Source organism: Pseudomonas solani (assembly GCF_026072635.1).
Lineage (GTDB): Bacteria > Pseudomonadota > Gammaproteobacteria > Pseudomonadales > Pseudomonadaceae > Metapseudomonas > Metapseudomonas solani.
Genome location: NZ_AP023081.1, coordinates 723,521 through 741,208, shown reverse-complemented (window position 1 = coordinate 741,208; position 17,688 = coordinate 723,521). Strand labels below are relative to the sequence as shown.

General features: G+C 65.5%; 19 protein-coding genes. 8 read left to right on the top strand and 11 right to left on the bottom strand.

What is annotated here, in order from left to right; translation table 11 throughout:
* Nucleotides 1–653: 653 nt before the first annotated feature.
* The 3 genes from PSm6_RS03525 (at nt 654) to PSm6_RS03515 (ending at nt 4,070) form a co-directional block, all read left to right on the top strand.
* Entirely contained in the window at nt 654–2,354 is a 1,701-nt protein-coding gene (locus PSm6_RS03525) for an OmpP1/FadL family transporter (RefSeq protein WP_043243624.1), read from the top strand.
* Nucleotides 2,355–2,448: 94 nt separating this feature from the next.
* The gene (locus PSm6_RS03520; RefSeq protein WP_265169546.1) at nt 2,449–3,360 is read left to right on the top strand and encodes a carbon-nitrogen hydrolase family protein; all 912 of its coding nucleotides are present in this window, start codon (nt 2,449–2,451) and stop codon (nt 3,358–3,360) included.
* Nucleotides 3,357–4,070: a tRNA-uridine aminocarboxypropyltransferase gene (locus PSm6_RS03515; RefSeq protein WP_021222520.1), complete on the top strand. Its 714-nt coding sequence runs from the start codon at nt 3,357–3,359 to the stop codon at nt 4,068–4,070. The genes PSm6_RS03520 and PSm6_RS03515 overlap by 4 nt, the downstream gene beginning before the upstream one ends.
* Here PSm6_RS03515 and PSm6_RS03510 read toward each other — a convergent pair.
* Complete coding sequence (locus tag PSm6_RS03510) at nt 4,061–5,044, bottom strand: DMT family transporter (RefSeq protein WP_371877015.1); 984 nt, start codon at nt 5,042–5,044, stop codon at nt 4,061–4,063. The genes PSm6_RS03515 and PSm6_RS03510 overlap by 10 nt on opposite strands.
* A 127-nt stretch (nt 5,045–5,171) precedes the next feature.
* Here PSm6_RS03510 and erdR point away from each other — a divergent pair, with 127 nt between their 5' ends.
* The gene (erdR, locus tag PSm6_RS03505) at nt 5,172–5,822 is read left to right on the top strand and encodes a response regulator transcription factor ErdR (protein ID WP_043243620.1); all 651 of its coding nucleotides are present in this window, start codon (nt 5,172–5,174) and stop codon (nt 5,820–5,822) included.
* 75 nt (nt 5,823–5,897) lie between these two features.
* On the top strand, nt 5,898–6,266 hold the full coding sequence (locus PSm6_RS03500) for a diacylglycerol kinase (protein ID WP_021222523.1): 369 nt from the start codon (nt 5,898–5,900) through the stop codon (nt 6,264–6,266).
* On the opposite strand, the gene PSm6_RS03495 is transcribed toward PSm6_RS03500, so the two are convergent.
* Entirely contained in the window at nt 6,267–7,193 is a 927-nt protein-coding gene (locus PSm6_RS03495) for a LysR family transcriptional regulator (protein WP_043243618.1), read from the bottom strand.
* A gap of 125 nt (nt 7,194–7,318) precedes the next feature.
* Here PSm6_RS03495 and fpr point away from each other — a divergent pair, with 125 nt between their 5' ends.
* Entirely contained in the window at nt 7,319–8,098 is a 780-nt protein-coding gene (gene fpr / locus PSm6_RS03490) for a ferredoxin-NADP reductase (protein WP_021222525.1), read from the top strand.
* 81 nt (nt 8,099–8,179) lie between these two features.
* On the opposite strand, the gene PSm6_RS03485 is transcribed toward fpr, so the two are convergent.
* On the bottom strand, nt 8,180–8,593 hold the full coding sequence (locus tag PSm6_RS03485) for a VOC family protein (protein WP_265169543.1): 414 nt from the start codon (nt 8,591–8,593) through the stop codon (nt 8,180–8,182).
* A gap of 60 nt (nt 8,594–8,653) precedes the next feature.
* On the opposite strand from PSm6_RS03485, the gene PSm6_RS03480 reads away from it, so the two are divergent.
* Nucleotides 8,654–8,956: a putative quinol monooxygenase gene (locus PSm6_RS03480; RefSeq protein WP_265169542.1), complete on the top strand. Its 303-nt coding sequence runs from the start codon at nt 8,654–8,656 to the stop codon at nt 8,954–8,956.
* Nucleotides 8,957–8,978: 22 nt separating this feature from the next.
* Here the strand turns inward: PSm6_RS03480 and tsaA are convergent, their stop codons facing one another.
* The 6 genes from tsaA to rimO form a co-directional block, all read right to left on the bottom strand.
* On the bottom strand, nt 8,979–9,674 hold the full coding sequence (gene tsaA / locus PSm6_RS03475; protein ID WP_265169541.1) for a tRNA (N6-threonylcarbamoyladenosine(37)-N6)-methyltransferase TrmO: 696 nt from the start codon (nt 9,672–9,674) through the stop codon (nt 8,979–8,981).
* A gap of 11 nt (nt 9,675–9,685) precedes the next feature.
* Nucleotides 9,686–9,892 carry a hypothetical protein gene (locus PSm6_RS03470; protein WP_021222529.1) on the bottom strand — a complete coding sequence of 69 codons (207 nt, stop codon included), beginning with the start codon at nt 9,890–9,892 and terminating at the stop codon, nt 9,686–9,688.
* 92 nt (nt 9,893–9,984) lie between these two features.
* Nucleotides 9,985–10,755, bottom strand: coding sequence for a RhlG family 3-oxoacyl-ACP reductase (locus PSm6_RS03465; RefSeq protein WP_184487699.1), 771 nt, complete (start codon nt 10,753–10,755; stop codon nt 9,985–9,987).
* 105 nt (nt 10,756–10,860) lie between these two features.
* A complete protein-coding gene (locus tag PSm6_RS03460; RefSeq protein ID WP_265169540.1) occupies nt 10,861–11,490 on the bottom strand; it encodes a glutathione S-transferase family protein in 630 nt (209 codons plus the stop codon).
* A gap of 20 nt (nt 11,491–11,510) precedes the next feature.
* Nucleotides 11,511–12,035, bottom strand: coding sequence for a hypothetical protein (locus PSm6_RS03455; protein ID WP_021222532.1), 525 nt, complete (start codon nt 12,033–12,035; stop codon nt 11,511–11,513).
* Nucleotides 12,036–12,223: 188 nt separating this feature from the next.
* Nucleotides 12,224–13,546: a 30S ribosomal protein S12 methylthiotransferase RimO gene (gene rimO, locus PSm6_RS03450; RefSeq protein WP_184487700.1), complete on the bottom strand. Its 1,323-nt coding sequence runs from the start codon at nt 13,544–13,546 to the stop codon at nt 12,224–12,226.
* 245 nt (nt 13,547–13,791) lie between these two features.
* Here rimO and PSm6_RS03445 point away from each other — a divergent pair, with 245 nt between their 5' ends.
* Nucleotides 13,792–15,696: a potassium transporter Kup gene (locus PSm6_RS03445; RefSeq protein WP_021222583.1), complete on the top strand. Its 1,905-nt coding sequence runs from the start codon at nt 13,792–13,794 to the stop codon at nt 15,694–15,696.
* Between the two features lie 66 nt (nt 15,697–15,762).
* On the opposite strand, the gene PSm6_RS03440 is transcribed toward PSm6_RS03445, so the two are convergent.
* Together PSm6_RS03440 and PSm6_RS03435 are read right to left on the bottom strand one after the other, a co-directional pair.
* Nucleotides 15,763–16,305, bottom strand: a complete 543-nt coding sequence (locus PSm6_RS03440) for a cytochrome b (protein ID WP_021222584.1) — start codon at nt 16,303–16,305, stop codon at nt 15,763–15,765.
* A gap of 117 nt (nt 16,306–16,422) precedes the next feature.
* Nucleotides 16,423–17,685, bottom strand: coding sequence for a virulence factor family protein (locus tag PSm6_RS03435; protein WP_021222585.1), 1,263 nt, complete (start codon nt 17,683–17,685; stop codon nt 16,423–16,425).
* Between the last annotated feature and the right edge of the window lie 3 nt (nt 17,686–17,688).

The following is a 17,688-nucleotide window of genomic DNA, read 5'->3' as shown; positions in this document are numbered from 1 at the left end:
TTGAAATCGCCCGGCCTCATCGTTGGCGCATCCTGAACAAGCGGGCGAGGCAGATCAAGAGGCAATCGGTCCTTCCCGCAATCTCCCGCCTATCAAGGCTTTCCTCCTGTGCGGCAGCGCGCGGACCTGTCTGCCGTGCCCCGCACGAAATCTCCCTTGAATCAAATTCCAGCGTACCGGTCTGTCGCTTCAGAGGCGGATGGCGATTGGCCGTCTCGTAGGGGGTCTCTTGCCGTTTTTCGTGAATTTCCCCATGGCGGCGAAATGCTGGCCGCAGCGGGCCTTCGTCGGGAGGTGGCTTCAGGCGGACGGGGCAATCGGTAACAGCGTCATGCGGAGAGGCCCCGGGCCGTGATCCGCCGTGACAGGCGGCGGCATGCCACCCCGCTGCGGATAAGCGAAGCGGCGGGTTTTTCGTCAACCAGTCGGTCATCTGTCCTTGGGTGTTACCCCCGTCGCCGACCTTGCGGGTCACCACGACTAAAGGTTGGGGATAGTGCGGGAAACACGAACTGTCACAAAAAACGGACGTCCCCCGGCGTCCAGTGAGGTTGGCCGGCCAAACCCCAGAAACACGTGCGTGCGGGCCAAAGAGGAAAGCTGCGTCAACGGTGCTCCCGAGTGCCGTCTTAAAAAGTTGGGAGTCGAGAACAATGACAATAACTCGTCCTGCCGGCTGGCTTACCGCGTTTTGCGGCGGCAGCCTGGTGCTTACATTCACCCCCCCGGTCCTGGCGTCCGGGTACCACTTCGGTTCGCAATCCGTCTCTGCCCAGGGCACCGCCCATGCCAATGGCGCGGAAGCGGCGGACCCCTCCGTGATTTTCTACAACCCCGCCGGGCTGGCCCGCTTAAAGGGCACCCAGATGACCTCGGGAATGAGCATCCTGATCCCCAAGGGCGAATACGAAGACAAGGGTTCCACCGACCTGTTCGGCAACCCCACCGGCACGGGTGATGGCGATGCCGGTTCCTACCTGCCCGACGCCGCGGCGGCGCCGAACTTTTACTTCTCCAAGGAGATCAACGACAACGTCACCATCGGCATGGGCATCTTCGTGCCCTACGGCGCCAAGCTGGATTACGAGGAGGACTGGAGCGGCCGCTACGGCATCCAGTCGGCGAGCCTGGAGACGGTCAACTTCAACCCCAGCATCGCTTACCGCTTCAACGAGCATCACAGCATCGGCTTCGGCGTCTCGGCCCAGTACATCAAGTCGATCCAGCGTGGCGCGGCGGATGTGAAAGGCGCGTCGAGGCAATTGGCCGGGCAGTTCGTCGCGGCCAACCAGGATGTCACCGAACTGGCGGCGTCGCCTCTCGGGCAGTTCGCGATCCCGCTGCTCTATGGCGTCAACGTGCCCACCGAAATCAGTAGCTGTGACGGGCAGACCGGTGACTCCTTCGTGGACTGTGTGGCGTCCAATTTCTCGGACAACGTCCAGGGCGATGGCTACTTCCGCGCCAAGGGCGATGACTGGGGCTTCGGTTGGAACATCGGCTACCTGTGGGAGCCCACCGAGTTCACTCGCTTCGGTGTCTCCTACCGCTCTCATATCAAGCACACGCTGGAAGGCGAATCGAAATGGAGCTTCGCCGGTGTCCAGGGGGCCGTTCCTTCCCCCACGACAGACCTGAGCGGCGGTATCGATCTCGGGATCATCACCTTGCCGCCACAGGATGCGCTGGAGCAGGTGCTCGATCCATCCAACTGGATCAACCCCGGCGACTTCGCTGCCAGCCGCCTCCACCCTAACTCCAACGCCAGCACCTCGATCGACACCCCCGAGTCGCTGTCCATCAACGCCTTCCACCAGCTCAACGACAAGGTCGCGCTGATGGCCGACGTCACCTGGACCCGCCACTCGCGGCTGGACACCATCGGCGTTGGTCTTGACCAGGTCGCCGGGTATCCCTACTTCAATGGCGTCACCGAGGGTGACCTCAACGTCAAGCAGGACTGGAACGACACCTACAAGATCTCCCTGGGGATGAACTACCAGTACAGCGACGACCTGCTGCTGCGCACCGGCGTCGCCTACGACAAGAGCCCGGTCAGCGGCTCCACCACCCGCCACCCGGGCTTCCCCGACGCAGATCGCTACTGGATGTCCTTTGGCGCCAACTACAAGCTGTTCAAGGACACCTCGGTGGACCTCGCCTACAGCTTCGTGCAGTTCGACACCGGCAAGATGGACTACACCGACAACTGCTCCCCGGCCGGCTGGGTTCCCGGCAGCGGTGGCCCCTATGTCGACAGCGGCGTGCGCTGCACCGGCAACGGCGGCAACTACAAGGGCGAGTACAAGACCCAGATCCACTTCATCGGCCTGGCGCTCAACCACACCTTCTGAGTGCGGGCGCGGACAGAAGGGCGGCTGCGGCCGCCCTTTTCCGTGGAGGCGCAGGTAAACTGCGCGGCATTCCCCCGCCCTTCAGGAGCCCGCCATGCCAGGCCCGGAAACCGCCCTGCCGCTTGCCCAGCAACGCCGCCCCGTGCGTGTCGCCACCGTGCAGTGGGCGCTCGGCCAGAGCAGTGAGCTGCCGGCCCTGCTGGATGCCCTGGAACACACGGTGGCGACCCTCGCCGGTTATGGCGTCGACCTGGCTGTGTTCCCCGAGTTCTTCCACGTCAATCTGCTCAAGGGCGCACGTTTCGCCCAGGGCCCTGCGCAGATGCGCAAGCTCGCCGAGTACACCGAGCCGCTGCTGGCCGCGTTCTCACGCCTGGCCCAGCGTTACCGGGTCAATCTGTGCCCGGGCAGCCTGCCGCTGGAAGAGGGTGGGCGCATGCTCAACATGAGCTGGTTGTACCACCGCGATGGCAGCCGGGATCGCCAGCCCAAGCTGCACATCACCCCCAACGAGCGTGAAGCCTGGGGCCTGGAAGGTGGCAACAGCCTGCAGGTGTTCGACAGCGATGTCGGCCGGGTCGGCATCCTCGTCTGCTACGACGTGGAGTTCCCCGAGCTGCCGCGGCTGCTGCGCGAGCAGGGGCTTGAGATCCTGCTGGTGCCGTTCTGGACCGACACCCGCCACGGCTACCTGCGCGTGCGGCTCTGCGCCCAGGCCCGCGCGGTGGAGAACGAGTGCTACGTCGCCATCGCCGGCGGCGTCGGCCTGCTGCGTGGCGTGGACAACGTCGACACCCAGTACAGCCAGTCGGCGATCTTCAGCCCGGCCGACCTGCCATTCCCGCCCGACGCCGTGCTGGCCCAGGCGGACGCCAATATCGAATCCTTCGCGATCGCCGACCTGGACCTCGCCCGCCTTGCGCAACTGCGCCAGCAGGGTGCCGTGCGCAACGGCCAGGACAGGCGCCACGACCTCTATCAGTTGCACTGGACCGTTACCCGATGAGTCACGCCGTTTCCCGCCTGCGCGCCGAGTGCCTGGCGCGCAGTACCCGCCCCTTCGTCGCCCGTGGCGCCCGTTCGCCACGCTGCCCGGGTTGCCGGGTGATCGCCGAATACTGCTTCTGCGCGCTGCGCCCCCAGGTGGATGTGCGTTCGGGCGTGTGCCTGTTCATGTACTGCTCGGAGCCGATGAAGCCGAGCAACACCGGCTGGCTGATCGCCGACATCGTGGCCGATACGGCCGCATTCGGCTGGTCCCGCACCGAGGTCGACCCGGCGATCATCGCCCTGCTCGACGACCCGCAATGGCAGCCCTACCTGGTGTTCCCGGGTGAGTATGTCGAGCCGCAATCACGGGTGGTCAGCGACGTGCAGGTGGAGGAGGGCAAGCGCCCGCTGTTCATTCTGCTGGACGCCACCTGGAGCGAAGCCCGCAAGATGTTCCGCAAGAGCCCCTACCTGGATCGCTTCCCGGTGCTCAGCCTGCAGCCGGAGCAGATTTCCCGCTATCGCCTGCGCCGCTCCAATCGCGAGGAGCACCTGTGTACCGCCGAAGTGGCGGCGTTGTGCCTGGAACTGGCCGGGGATGAGCGTGCAGCAGGGGCGCTGAACGCCTACCTGGATGTATTCACCGAGCACTACATCGGTGCCAAGCGCGCCCTGCCGCTGGACCTGGCCAGCCCGGCCCACCAGGCACTCAGCCCCTATCTCTGAGAGGCCGCCTCTGGGCTTGCGGCCGCAGCCTTGCGTTGCGGCCACAGCTGCGCAATCAGCATGCCGACGAACATCAGGCCGCAGCCCAGGTAGCCACGGGCATGCAGTGATTCGTCCAGCAACAGGGCACCGGCGATGGCGGCGAACACCGCTTCCAGGGACAGGATGATCGCCGCGTGCGAGGCGATGGCATGTTTTTGCGCCACCACCTGCAGGGTGTAGCCGATGGCTACGGCGATGACGCCGCCATAGAGGATCGCCGGGCCGGCCGCGAGGATGGCGTCGAGGCGGATCTCCTCCAGCACCATGGCCAGCACCATGCTGATCACCGCGCAGGTGACGAACTGCAGGATGGCCAGGCGGATCGGGTCATAGCGGCTGGCGAAGAAGCCCACCAGCAACACATGCACGCCCCAGACGAAGGCGCCGCACAGCTGCAGCCAGTCGCCCGAGGCGACCTGGAAGTTCTCACCGACGCTGAGCAGGAACATGCCCGCAACGGCCAGGCCCGCGCCCAGCCAGGTGCCCATGCCGGTGCGGTGGCCCAGCAGCAACCCCAGCAGCGGCACGATGATCACGTATAGCCCGGTGATGAAGCCCGAGTTGGTCACGCTGGTGAACAGCAGGCCCACCTGCTGCAGGTTGATGCCCAGCGACAGGGCCAGGCCCATCAGCACCCCGCCCAGCAGCATGCCCCGGTTCAGTGGCGCTTTCGGTGCCGGGCGTGGCAGCAGGAACAGCAGCGGTAGCAGCACCAGGGCGCCGAGGGTGAAGCGCAGGCCGGTATAGAGGAAGGGACCGATGGCATCCATGCCCAGGCGCTGAGCGACGAATGCGGCACCCCAGATGGCGGCGGTGATCAGCATCAGGATATCGGCGCGCAGGGCGTGGCTTCGCATGGTGATTCTCGGCGGGCAAAGGCGCAGACTTTGCCGTAAAGATGCCTGCTTGACCACCCCGTTGCGGGTCGGCATGCTGAGCGCCGCTTTACGGCCAACCCGTAAGCAGTTCAGGGCTTGGCAGAGGCGGCACCTCCCCCGTGCCGGGTGTTTCCGACAAGATCGGCAGCATCTCTGGGCCCACAAGAAAAAGGACACGCCCATGGCCGCATACGAAATCCTCATCGCCGACGATCACCCCCTGTTCCGCAGCGCCCTGCACCAGGCGCTGACGCTCGGGCTCGGCCCGGACGTGCGCCTGGTCGAAGCGGCGAGCATCGCCGAGCTCGAATCGCGCCTGGCCGAAAAGGCCGACTGGGACCTGGTCCTGCTGGACCTGAACATGCCCGGCGCTTACGGCTTTTCCGGCCTGGTGCTGCTGCGTGGCCAGTACCCACAGATTCCGGTGGTGATGATCTCCGCCCAGGAAGAGGCCGCGGTCGTGGTCCGCTCCCGTGAGTTCGGTGCCAGCGGCTTCATCCCCAAATCCAGCCCTCTGGAAGTGATTCAAAGCGCCGTGCGCGCGGTGCTCGATGGCGATGTCTGGTGGCCGCCGCAGGTCGAGGAGAATGTCGCGGTGTCGGCTGAGGCCAAGGCTGCCAGCGCCGGCCTCGCCAGCCTGACGCCGCAGCAGTTCCGCGTGCTGACCATGGTCTGCGAAGGGCTGCTGAACAAGCAGATCGCCTTCGAGCTCAGCGTTTCCGAGGCCACGGTCAAAGCCCACGTCACGGCGATCTTCCGCAAGCTCGGCGTGCGCACCCGCACCCAGGCGGCACTGCTGTTGCAACAGATGGAATCGATTCCGTCGGCCTGAGCCGGCGGTTTTCACGCAAATTTGATTCGTCGCGGGTTAGCCTGCGGCCTTCCTTCCCTAGCAGTCCCTCTATCTATGTCATCGCCATTCAAGGGCCAGACCGGCCTCAAGCGTATCCTCAATGCCGCCGGCTACTCCCTGGACGGCATGCGTGCCGCCTTCACCGGTGAAGCCGCGTTCCGCCAACTGGTGCTGCTCAACGTGGTGTTGATCCCCATCGCCTTCTTCCTCGACGTCAGCCGTGGCGAGCGCGCGCTGATGATCGCCGCCTGCCTGCTGGCGCTGATCGTCGAGTTGCTCAATTCGGCGGTGGAGGCGGCCATTGACCGCATCTCCCTGGATCGCCACCCGCTGTCGAAGAACGCCAAGGACATGGGCAGCGCGGCCCAGTTCGTCGCCCTGAGCCTGATCACCGCCGTCTGGGCCACCATCCTCCTGGGGTGATCAGGCGATCGGTGGCAGCACGATCTCGTCGCTGCGCCGTACGCCCGCCGTCAGTTCGCGGCACTGGTCGAGGAACTCGCGCATCGCTGCCGTCTGGTACTTCTGCTTGTGCCAGATGAAGTAGAACTGCCGGCGCAGGTCGATGCCCGGCGTCTCCAGCGCCACCAGGCTGCCGCGGCGGAAGGCGTCGCGCAGCGCCAGGCGTGAAATGCAGCTGATGCCCAGCCCCGACTCCACGGCCCGCTTGATGGCTTCGGTGTGCTCCAGCTCCAGGCGGATATTCAGCGGCGTAGGGTGGTGGCGCATGGCCTGGTCGAAGGTCAGGCGGGTGCCCGAACCCTGCTCGCGGAGGATCCACGCCTCGCGGCTGAGCTCGTCCAGCGAGGCCTGGCCGCGAACCGCCAGCGGATGCCCGGGCGCACAGAACACCACCAGTTCGTCTTCCACCCAGGGCAACACCTCGATATCCGGGTGCTGGCAATCGCCTTCGATTAGACCCAGATCAAGTTCGTAGTGGGCGATCTGCTGGACGATATTCATCGTGTTCTGCACATGCAGGCTCACCTGGCACTCGGGGTGGCGCTGCATGAAGCTGCCGATCAGCAGGGTCGCCAGGTAGTTGCCCACGGTGAGCGTGGCGCCGACGGACAGGGAGCCGAAGCCGCTCTTGCCGTTGAGCAGGTCCTCGATCTCCCGCGCCTGGTCCAGCAGCCCCACCGCCTGGGGCAGCAACTGGTGGCCCAGGGCGTTGAGGCTGAGGCGCTTGCCGACGCGGTCGAACAGCTGGCAGCCGGATTGGCGCTCCAGCTCGGTCAGCGAGGTGCTGGCGGCAGACTGTGACAGCGACAGTGATTCGGCGGCCCGGGAGACGCTGCCTTGCTGGGCGACGCTGACGAATACCTGCAATTGACGGAGAGTGAATCGCATATCGATATAACCGATAACCTATATCTTGATAATCCAGTTAACAGATATTGTGGCTATCAATACAATGTCGCGCAATTGCGCCCCGCATGGCGCTGGCGACATCCCAATTTTCGGAGCCCCCGTAAATGAGCAACATGAACTCCGAGCGCGTCCTCAGCGTTCACCACTGGAACGACACGCTGTTCAGCTTCAAGTGCACCCGTGACCCGGGCCTGCGCTTCGAGAACGGCCAGTTCGTCATGATCGGCCTGCAGCAGCCCAACGGCCGCCCGCTGATGCGCGCCTATTCCATTGCCAGCCCGAACTGGGAAGAGCACCTGGAGTTCTTCAGCATCAAGGTGCCGGACGGTCCGCTGACCTCCCAGCTGCAGCACCTGAAGGAAGGCGACGAGATCATCATCAGCAAGAAGCCCACCGGCACGCTGGTACTCGATGACCTCAACCCCGGCAAGCACCTGTACCTGCTCAGCACCGGCACCGGCCTCGCGCCCTTCATGAGCGTGATCCAAGACCCGGAAACCTACGAGCGCTTCGAGAAGGTGATCCTGGTCCACGGCGTGCGCTACGTGAACGAAGTCGCCTACCGCGAGTTCATCACCGAGCACCTGCCGCAGAACGAGTTCTTCGGCGAGGCGCTGCGTGACAAGCTGATCTACTACCCCACCGTCACCCGCGAGCCCTTCGAGAACCAGGGCCGCCTGACCGACCTGATGCGCAGCGGCAAGCTGTTCGCTGACATCGGCCTGCCGCCGATCAACCCGCAGGACGACCGCGCGATGATCTGTGGCAGCCCGAGCATGCTCGACGAGACCAGCCAGGTGCTCGACAGCTTCGGCCTGAAGATCTCCGCGCGCATGCGCGAGCCGGGCGATTACCTGATCGAGCGTGCATTCGTCGAGAAGTAAGCGTTCCCCGCGCCATGAGAAAGCCCGCTGATCAGCGGGCTTTTTCGTTTCTGTGTTTCGTCGATGGCAGGCGACAGGGGCTCAGATCGGCGAGCCGAAGCGCTGGCCCGAAATCGCCGGGTGGTAGATCGGCTGGATCTTGTTCCCCGCCGGGTCCAGCACGTGGAAGCTGTGGGCGCCGTCGCCATGGGCGAAGGGGCGGTCGAGCAGGGTCACGCCGCTGGCCTTGAGGTAGTCGTACCAGGCCCGCAGCTCGTCCAGGCTGTCCACCACGAAGCCGTAGTGATCCACCGCCTGCATGCCGCTGCTGGGCACGTCGGAACGGCCCAGGGAGAGGTTGTCGTTACCGCAGGTGAGGTAGACCAGGTCTTCGTTGGCGCGGTTGAGCACTTGCATGCCGAGGATGTCCACGTAGAAACGTTCGCACTCCTCCAGGTTGGGCACCATGATCGCCAGGTGGCGAAGACCGTTGAGGCGGCTCGGACGGACAGGCATGAGCGGGATTCCTTTTTTGTATACAATTTTAACTGAATATAAAACAAAAGAGACTCCAACGTGTATTGCCTTCTGCTCAAGACCCAGCTCAAGCCCTGCAGCCTCGATGCCTTCATGGACGCCATGCGCGTCAACGCCGCCGCTTCCGTGCGCGACGAGCCCGGTTGCCTGGTGTTCGACGTATTGCGTGATCGCCGCGACCCCGACCTGGTGTGGCTCTACGAGGTCTACACCGACGAAGCGGCCTTCGAGGCGCACATGGAAACGCCGCATTTCCTCGCCAGTCGCCCGCTGGTGAACCCGCTGATCGTCCAGCAGGACGTCATCGAGGCGGATGTGCTGGCGCTCAACGCTGCGCGTTAGTTGATCGAGGGGAGGGTGGCCTTCAGGCCGAGGGGCTGATTTCCAGCACGCGGATCAGCCACGGGCGCGGGTAGTGCCAGCGCACGTCCAGGTCCCAGAGGCGCGCACCGTAGCGGCGCTCCGGCTCCGGCTGCTGGTAGGCCGGGCGCGGGTCCTGGGCCAGGCACTGCTCGACCAGCTCCACCAGCGGCTCGCCCAGGCGCAGGGCATGCTCGCGGGCCTGGGCCAGCGCTGCCTCTTCCCACTCTACCGGAATCGGCTCCGGCGCCGCCTCGGCGATGCGGTTGGTGGCGCCGTCCTGGCGGTCGACATAGGGCACGTAGGGCTTGATATCGAGCACCGGGGTGCCGTCCAGCAGGTCGATGCCGGAGAGCCAGAGTCGCCCGGGCTCGACCTTGTCCAGCTTCACCACCGACTGGCCGATGCCGTTGGGCCTGTGGGTCGAGCGCGTGGCGAACACCCCGAGCGAACGATTGCCGCCGAGGCGAGGCGGGCGCACCTTCAGGCGCGGCTTGTCTTCCAGTGCCTGGTGGAAGAGGAACAGCAGCCAGACGTGGCTGACCTCCTCCAGCCCCTGCACCGCATCGCCGCTGTCGAAGGGCGGCAGCAGTTCCAGCACGCCACGGGCGGCGGGCGCCAGGTGCGGCTGTCGAGGGATGGCGAATTTTTCCTTGAAGCAGGAACGGACGATGCCCACGGGCGAGACGGAGTACTGCATGACAGGTGGGCTCAGCGGCTGCGAATCGGGGCGTCGAGGGGCACACGGCAGCCCGCGTCGCGATAGGGGCCGCTGTGGCGCAGCCAGCCTTCGCCGGGTTGTACCTGAGCGCAGCTGTAGTGGCCGTCCAGCTTGCTCTGCCAGAGGTAGAACGGGGCCGGCGCGGCGAAGGCCGGGGCGGCGAGGGCGAGCGAAAGGAGCAGGGACAGCAGGCGCATGGTGCGGAAATCCGGGGCGGTGGCGCGGCTACCCTAGCGCCCCGGCCTGGCCTTGCGCAAGCCGCCGTTGCCCGGCGGCCCGCACAGTGTCATCAGAGGTGGAAGCCACCGTCGATGGGGATGATGTTGCCGGTCATGTAGGCGCCGGCGGTGCTGGCCAGGCTCAGGGCCAGGGCGGACATTTCTTCCTCTCGGCCCCAGCGCTTCATGGGGATGTGCGCCACGTCGGCGGCCAGGGCCTCGCTGTCGTTGGCGATGAACTGGGTCATCTTGCTGGGGAAGCGGCCGGGGGCGATCACGTTGACATTGATGTGGTCGGCCACCAGCTCCTTGGCCAGCATGCGCGAGAGCTGGTGCAGCGCCGCCTTGCTCGGGCCGTATGCGTAGGCTTGCTCGCCGAGGGAGCTGATACCCGCCACCGAGCCGATGTTGATCACCCGCGCCGGGCTCTCGGCATTGCCGGCCTTGCGCAGCAGCGGCAGCAGTTGCTGGATGCAGCTGAATACCGAGGTGACGTTGAGCTGCATGACCTTTTCCCAGCCTTTCACCGGGTAGCTTTCCAGGGGCGCGCCCCAGGTGGTGCCAGCGTTGTTGACCAGGATGTCGAGATGCTCGATGCGCCCGGCCAGCTCGTTGGCCAGGGCCTTGGCGCCTTCTTCGCTGGAGAGGTCGGCCGCCAGGCCGATGCACTCGCCGTAGGTGGACAGCTCGGCGGCGGTCTCGGCGCAGGCGTCGGCATTGCGGGCACAGATGAACACGCGGGCGCCGGCTTCGAGGAAGCCCTGGGCGATCATCCTGCCGATGCCGCGGGTGCCGCCGGTCACCAGGGCGGTGCGGCCCTGGAGGCTGAAGTAGTGGTGCATGGAAACCTCGTCGCTGATCGGGTGAGGTCCATACCCTAGCCCGGCGCCACCGGTTGCGGCGGCATTATCGAGGCGCGGAATGCGCCGCCATTCCGCCGCTGCGCTTCAGCCGGCTTCCTGCGCTGCGGCCAGCTCCGCGTCCTTGGCCCTGGCCTTCTGCACGGCGGGGCGGGCGAGGAAGCGATCGACGTAGGCGCGGAACACGCGCCGCTCGGGGATCAGGCCGTAGGCCATGGTCCAGTTCAGTGCAGTACCCCAGAGCACGTCGGCGGCGCTGAAGTCATCCCCCAGGACCCAGGTGCGCCCTTGCAGGTGGTTGGCAAAGGTATCGAGCACGGTGGCGAAATCGCCGTAGGGCGAGCGGGAGGGTTCTACGGGCGCGCGTTGCAGCGCGTGGTCCACCACCGCCGGTTCGAAGCAGGTACCGGAGAACACCATCCAGCGCAGGAAGGTGCCGCGTTGCGGGCTTTCCAGCGAGGGCGTGAGCCCGGCGTCGGCATAGAGGTCGGCGAGGTAGAGGTACACCGCGACCTGCTCGGTGACGATGGTTTCGCCGTGGCGAATGGCCGGCACCTTGCCCATGGGGTTGATGGCCAGGTACGCGGGCTGGCGCTGCTCGCCCTTGTGCATGTTCATCAGGTGCAGGTCGTAGTCGGCACCCAGTTCCTCCAGCAGGGTGAGGATGCCGGAGGAGCGGGTGTGCGGGCAGTGGAACAGGGTGATGTGGCGGTTCATCTCTACTCCTACTCGAGCGATCAATAGAGGTGGGCGTAGCCGTACTGCGGGCCGATGCCCAGGCTCGGCTTCATGCCCAGTTCGATGATATGCACCTGCACGTCGGTGAAGGTCTGCTTGAAGGCGTTGATGCTGTGGGGCACGCAGGTACCGCAGCAGTCGATCTCGCTGACCAGGGTGACGTCGGTGAGGTGGCCGATGAAGCCCGGGCGGCCGTGGATGTAGTTGATCAGCCGAGGCTCGGTATGGAACTGGCCCATGCCGCCGCAGGCGAAGGTGCGGATATTGGTCGCCACGTCGGGCACGAACTCCACGCCCCATTCGTGCACCAGCTTGTTCAGGGCCGTCTTGCTGAAGGAGCTCATGGCCGAGAAGGAGAACAGGTTCAGCGGCGGGGCGTTGTTGAAGGTGCAGTGGGCGATGCACAGGTTGTGCGCTTCGGGGTTGAAGTTCGAGAGCTTCTGGTTCTTCTCGAAGGACTCGTTGACGGCGTAGCGCAGGGTGGCGATCAGCTCGTGGGCGTCCTGGTGGTTCATGGCGGGCATGGAGGGGTCTTCCTTGGTCGAGAGCTTCCTGTATAGGCGAGTCTCGCCGCGGCGCAAGGTCGAACCGACAACGGGTGCCGGCCAATGCCAACCGCATCCCACCCTAGCCCGGGATTCAGCTCCGGGGCTGATCGGCACCAATAAAAAAGCCCCGCATCGGCGGGGCTTCTTCATGGCTCAGGGCGTACTTAGACGCGCTCGGCCCAGAGGTCGTACTCGTCGGCATCGACCACGCGCACCATCACCTTGTCGCCCGGCTTCAGGTCGGTGCTGTCGATGAACACGCTGCCGTCGATCTCCGGGGCGTCGGCGAAGGAGCGGCCAACCGCGCCTTGCTCGTCCACTTCGTCGATCAGCACTTCGATTTCCTTGCCGATCTTCAGCTGCAGGCGCTCGGCGGAGATCGCCTGCTGGTGCGCCATGAAGCGATCCCAGCGGTCTTGCTTGACGTCGTCCGGCACCGGCTCCAGGTTCATGTCGTTGGCCGGGGCGCCGTCCACCGGGGAGTACTGGAAGCAGCCGACGCGGTCCAGCTGGGCTTCGCTCAGCCAGTCCAGCAGGTACTGGAAGTCTTCCTCGGTCTCGCCGGGGAAGCCGACGATGAAGGTGGAGCGGATGGTCAGCTCGGGGCAGATCTCGCGCCACTTCTTGATGCGGGCCAGGGTCTTGTCCTCGAAGGCCGGGCGCTTCATGGCCTTGAGCACTTTCGGGCTGGCGTGCTGGAAGGGGATGTCCAGGTAGGGCAGCAGCTTGCCGGCGGCCATCAGCGGGATCACGTCATCGACGTTCGGGTAGGGGTACACGTAGTGCAGGCGCACCCACACGCCCATGCTCGACAGCGCCTGGCACAGCTCCAGCATGCGGGTCTTCACCGGCTGGCCATTCCAGAAGTCGGTCTTGTACTTCATATCGACGCCATACGCGCTGGTGTCCTGGGAGATCACCAGCAGCTCCTTCACGCCGGCTTTTACCAGGCGCTCGGCTTCGCTCAGCACATCACCCACCGGGCGGCTGACCAGCTTGCCGCGCATGGAGGGAATGATGCAGAAGCTGCAGGTGTGGTTGCAGCCCTCGGAAATCTTCAGGTACGCGTAGTGGCGCGGGGTCAGCTTGATGCCCTGCGGCGGCACCAGGTCGATCAGCGGGTTGTGCTCGGTCTTCGGCGGGATCACCTCGTGCACCGCGTTGACCACCTGCTCGTACTGCTGCGGGCCGGTAACGGCCAGCACGCTGGGGTGCACGTCGCGGATGCTGTCTTCGGCCACGCCCATGCAGCCGGTGACGATGACCTTGCCGTTCTCGGCGATGGCTTCACCGATCACGTCCAGGGATTCGGCCTTGGCGCTGTCGATGAAGCCGCAGGTGTTGACCACCACGACGTCGGCATCCTGGTAGGTCGGGACGATCTCGTACCCTTCCATGCGCAGCTGGGTGAGGATGCGTTCGGAATCGACCGTGGCTTTGGGGCAACCAAGGGAGACGAAACCGACTTTGGGCGTTGCGGTGGACATTGGCGGCTAACCTCGAAGGGCACCTCGTTGGGTGCCTCTGATCAAAAAGTGCGCAATTCTAGCGGCAGCCCGCGCGCTTGACCAGCCTCTTCGGGACAAGCTGTCACAGGGCGTGGCAAGGCGCGTGAAGCCCGGTAATTGTAGGCGGCAGGCTCTATAGTCAGTCAGTGCGAACTTGTCCGACGCTTGCGTCGACGAATGGGTCGGAGCAGGATGCGCGGAATTTTTCTGAGGAATCTTGTTACATGTCCGATGCAAGCGCTGGCGCCGTTGAGCATGAACAGCCCCATTCCAGCTCCGCGATCGGCCTGATGGTCGGCGCCGTGGGTGTCTGCTACGGCGATATCGGTACCAGCCCGCTGTACACCCTGAAGGAAGTCTTCATCGGCGGTTATGGCGTACAGGCCAACCACGACGGCGTGCTCGGCGTGCTCTCGCTGATCTTCTGGTCGCTGATCTGGGTGGTGTCGATCAAGTACGTGATCTTCGTCCTGCGTGCCGACAACCAGGGCGAGGGCGGGGTCATGGCCTTGTCCGCGCTGGCCCGTCGCGCCGCTGCCGGGCGTCAACGCCTGCAGGCGATGGTGGTGATCGCCGGCCTGATCGGCGCCGCGCTGTTCTACGGCGACAGCATGATCACCCCGGCCATTTCGGTGCTCTCCGCCATCGAGGGCCTGGAGATCGCCTTCGACGGGCTGGAGCACTGGGTGGTACCCCTGTCGCTGATCGTGCTCGTTGGCCTGTTCCTGATCCAGAAGCACGGCACCACACGCATCGGCATCCTCTTCGGGCCGGTGATGGTTGCCTGGTTCCTCGCCCTCGCGGCCCTAGGCATCTACGGCGTGTCGCAAGAGCCGGAAGTGCTCAAGGCGATGAGCCCGGTCTGGGCGATCAACTTCTTCATCTCCCACCCGGGCATCGGCGTCGCCATCCTCGGTGCCACCGTGCTGGCGCTGACCGGCGCCGAGGCGCTGTACGCCGACATGGGCCACTTCGGCCGCAAACCCATTGCCCGTGCCTGGTTCGCCCTGGTGCTGCCGGCGCTGGTGCTGAACTACTTCGGCCAGGGCGCGACCATCCTGGTCAACCCCGAGGCTGCGCGTAACCCCTTCTACCTGACGGCCCCGGGCTGGGCGTTGCTGCCGATGGTGGCGCTGTCCACCGCCGCCACCGTGATCGCCTCCCAGGCGGTGATCTCCGGCGCCTTCTCCCTGACCCGCCAGGCCATCCAGCTCGGTTATGTGCCGCGCATGTTCATCCAGCACACCTCCAGCCACGAGCAGGGGCAGATCTACATCCCTGCGGTGAACTGGGCGCTGATGGTCGGCGTGGTGCTGCTGGTGCTGGGCTTCGAATCCTCCGCCGCCCTGGCCTCGGCCTACGGCGTGGCGGTGACCGGCACTATGTTGATGACCACCCTGCTGATGGGCGTGGTGATCTGGTTACTGTGGAAATGGCCGCTGTGGCTGGCCATCCCCTTCTTCCTGCTGATGCTGCTGGTGGACATCCTGTTCTTCGCCGCCAACCTGCCCAAGGTCATCCAGGGCGGTGCCTTCCCGGTGATCGCCGGTATCGCCCTGTTCATCCTCATGACCACCTGGAAGCGTGGCCGCCAGTTGCTGGTGGATCGCCTCGATGAAGGCTCGCTACCGCTGCCGTTGTTCATCGCCAGCATCCGCTCGCAGCCGCCGCACCGCGTGCAGGGGACTGCTGTGTTCCTCACCGCGCGTTCCGACGCCGTGCCCCACGCGTTGTTGCACAACCTGCTGCACAACCAGGTGCTGCATGAGCAGGTGGTGTTGCTCACCGTGGTCAACGAAGACAGCCCGCGGGTATCGCCGGAGCGGCGCTTCGAGGTGGACGCCTATGGCGAGGGCTTCTTCCGCGTGGTGCTGCACTTCGGCTTCATCGAAGACCCGGACATCCCCCAGGCGCTGAAGCTGTGCCACCTCAACGAGCTGGACTTCAGCCCGATGCGCACCACCTACTTCCTCAGCCGCGAGACGGTGATCCCCTCCAAGCTGATCGGCATGGCGATCTGGCGCGAGGCGTTGTTCGCCTTCCTGCTGAAGAACGCCAACGGCAACCTGCGCTACTTCAACCTGCCGCTCAACCGCGTGATCGAACTCGGTACGCAGGTGGAGATCTAGTCGGCGACGGGGTTCGCCATAACGAAAAAGCCCGGGCATGGCCCGGGCTTTTTCATGGGGTGTCGATCAGTCGCGGCCGGGCAGCATGCGCCGCACGGTGTCGTCCTTGCTGATGAAGTGGTGGAACAGCGCGGCCACCGCGTGCAGGCCGATCAGCCAGTAACCGAGGACGGCCACGGTCTCGTGCACTTCCTTGATCTGGCCGGCGAGGTCGGGGTTCTTGTCGATCAGCGGCGGCAGCTCCAGGCCGAAGAAGGGGATCGGCTTGCCGGCGGCGCTGAGGATCAGCCAGCCAGCGAACGGCAGGCCCAGCATCAGGCCGTACAGCGCCAGGTGCGCCAGCTTCGCCAGGGCGTTCTGCCAGGCCGGCGGGTTCGGGGTGATCGGCGGAGTGGGGGAGAGAAAGCGTGCGGCGATGCGCACGAACACCAGTGCAAATACCGAAAGGCCCAGCATGAAGTGCCATTGCTTGAGCAGTTCGCGGGTCTCGCTGCCTTTGGGAAAGTTGCCCTTCAGCTCGATGGTGGCGTAGACGGCGGCAATCAGCAGCAGCATCAGCCAGTGCAACGCGATTGAGAGTGTCCCGTAGCGGGACGTTTGGGTGGTCATCACGGCTCCTTGTTGTCCCGCATCGTGGTGGCGGGCTTGTCCCCAGTTTAGCGGCCGTGGCTTAAGTGAAAATGAAGCAGATCAAAAGTCGCGCCGCACGCCACCTGGCGGGTGGCGTCATGGGGCGGGCTGGCGCTTGGCGATGGCGGCGACCAGGCGTTCCGCCAGCGCCGGGTAGTTCTCGTCGTAGTGGTGGCCGCCGGGCAGCGCCAGCACTTCACCTGGGGCGCCGGGCTGGGTACAGCCGCTCTCGCTGGCCTCTTCCTGGCCATAGATGCAAAGCACCTTCTCGGCCGGCAGCTTGATCAGTTCCGGGCTGGTGGGCGCTTCCTGGCCTGCCTTGCCGAGCCAGCCCTGCACCTCGATCTCGAAGCTGCCGCTGCGCGCCAGGGCCAGCAGGAGGATGGCGTCCACCTGCTGCTGGTCCGCCTTGGGCAGGCGGTTGTAGAAGGCCGGCAATACATCGGCGCCGAAGGAGTAGCCGGCCAGTACGAAGCGCTGGGCGCCCCATTTCTCGCGGTACTGCTTCATCAGCCGGCTGAGGTCGGCGGCGCCCTGTTCGGGGCTTTTGTGCTGCCAGAAGTAGCGCAGCGCATCGATGCCGACCACCGAGTGGTCGCGCTTGGCCATTTCCTCGGCCACGGCGCGGTCCAGGTCACGCCAGCCGCCGTCGCCCGAATAGAACAGGGTGACGGTGGAGGAGGGCTTGGCGGCGGGCACCTCGACCACCGGCATCGGTGTGCCTTCGCCTTGAAGCAGGGCGCGCAACTGCTCGTTGAGCAGCTGGGGCAGGGTGGTGTCGTAGTCGCTGATGCTGGTGTCGGCGTTGGCCTGGTCCCGGGCGAAGGCGGCACTGGGATCGTCCGGGTTGTCGTTCCAGGCGATGCTCCAGTGGCCGTGGGGGGCGGTCTTGGGCAGCGGGGTCGGGCAGTCGGCGTGTTCCAGGCTGAAGTCGATGGACAGGGCGCGTGCCTCGTCCTTGTCCTGGCCGGCCAGCCAACGCCAGGCGAAGGCGGCTCCCGGGCCTATGCCCGCCACCAGGGTAGGTTCGCCCTGGAGCAGCTCCTGCGCGTTTTGGAGCAGGTGCTGCTGGGCGTCGCAATCATTGGCCGGCAGAGCCAGTTGCACGATGCGGGCGGCGCTGTCGTGAGCCAGGGCCAAGAGCTCGGCTTCCTTCAGTTGCTGCTCGGCATCCACCAGCACCAGCACCCGCGCCTTGGCATCCGCTGGCGGGGTCGCCAGGGTGGCGGGGCTGCCGTCCGCCAGTTGCTTCTGTTCGACCCGTGCCTGGGGCGCGGGGCGGCTCCAGAGCGCCAGGCCGACGCCGATGGCGAGAAGGATGACGACCAGCAGGAGGCGCTGCCATTTATGTTTGAGCATGGT

Coding starts and splice junctions, on each gene's coding strand:
- PSm6_RS03465 (WP_184487699.1), bottom strand. CDS start 10,755: ATGCACCACTACTTCAGCCTCCAGGGCCGCACCGCCCTGGTGACCGGC.
- PSm6_RS03435 (WP_021222585.1), bottom strand. CDS start 17,685: ATGCTCAAACATAAATGGCAGCGCCTCCTGCTGGTCGTCATCCTTCTC.
- PSm6_RS03495 (WP_043243618.1), bottom strand. CDS start 7,193: ATGCGATTCACTCTCCGTCAATTGCAGGTATTCGTCAGCGTCGCCCAG.
- rimO (WP_184487700.1), bottom strand. CDS start 13,546: ATGTCCACCGCAACGCCCAAAGTCGGTTTCGTCTCCCTTGGTTGCCCC.
- PSm6_RS03500 (WP_021222523.1), top strand. CDS start 5,898: ATGTCATCGCCATTCAAGGGCCAGACCGGCCTCAAGCGTATCCTCAAT.
- PSm6_RS03455 (WP_021222532.1), bottom strand. CDS start 12,035: ATGCCCGCCATGAACCACCAGGACGCCCACGAGCTGATCGCCACCCTG.
- tsaA (WP_265169541.1), bottom strand. CDS start 9,674: ATGCAGTACTCCGTCTCGCCCGTGGGCATCGTCCGTTCCTGCTTCAAG.
- PSm6_RS03510 (WP_371877015.1), bottom strand. CDS start 5,044: ATGCCGACCCGCAACGGGGTGGTCAAGCAGGCATCTTTACGGCAAAGT.
- PSm6_RS03525 (WP_043243624.1), top strand. CDS start 654: ATGACAATAACTCGTCCTGCCGGCTGGCTTACCGCGTTTTGCGGCGGC.
- PSm6_RS03440 (WP_021222584.1), bottom strand. CDS start 16,305: ATGACCACCCAAACGTCCCGCTACGGGACACTCTCAATCGCGTTGCAC.
- PSm6_RS03485 (WP_265169543.1), bottom strand. CDS start 8,593: ATGCCTGTCCGTCCGAGCCGCCTCAACGGTCTTCGCCACCTGGCGATC.
- fpr (WP_021222525.1), top strand. CDS start 7,319: ATGAGCAACATGAACTCCGAGCGCGTCCTCAGCGTTCACCACTGGAAC.
- PSm6_RS03470 (WP_021222529.1), bottom strand. CDS start 9,892: ATGCGCCTGCTGTCCCTGCTCCTTTCGCTCGCCCTCGCCGCCCCGGCC.
- PSm6_RS03460 (WP_265169540.1), bottom strand. CDS start 11,490: ATGAACCGCCACATCACCCTGTTCCACTGCCCGCACACCCGCTCCTCC.
- erdR (WP_043243620.1), top strand. CDS start 5,172: ATGGCCGCATACGAAATCCTCATCGCCGACGATCACCCCCTGTTCCGC.
- PSm6_RS03520 (WP_265169546.1), top strand. CDS start 2,449: ATGCCAGGCCCGGAAACCGCCCTGCCGCTTGCCCAGCAACGCCGCCCC.
- PSm6_RS03445 (WP_021222583.1), top strand. CDS start 13,792: ATGTCCGATGCAAGCGCTGGCGCCGTTGAGCATGAACAGCCCCATTCC.
- PSm6_RS03515 (WP_021222520.1), top strand. CDS start 3,357: ATGAGTCACGCCGTTTCCCGCCTGCGCGCCGAGTGCCTGGCGCGCAGT.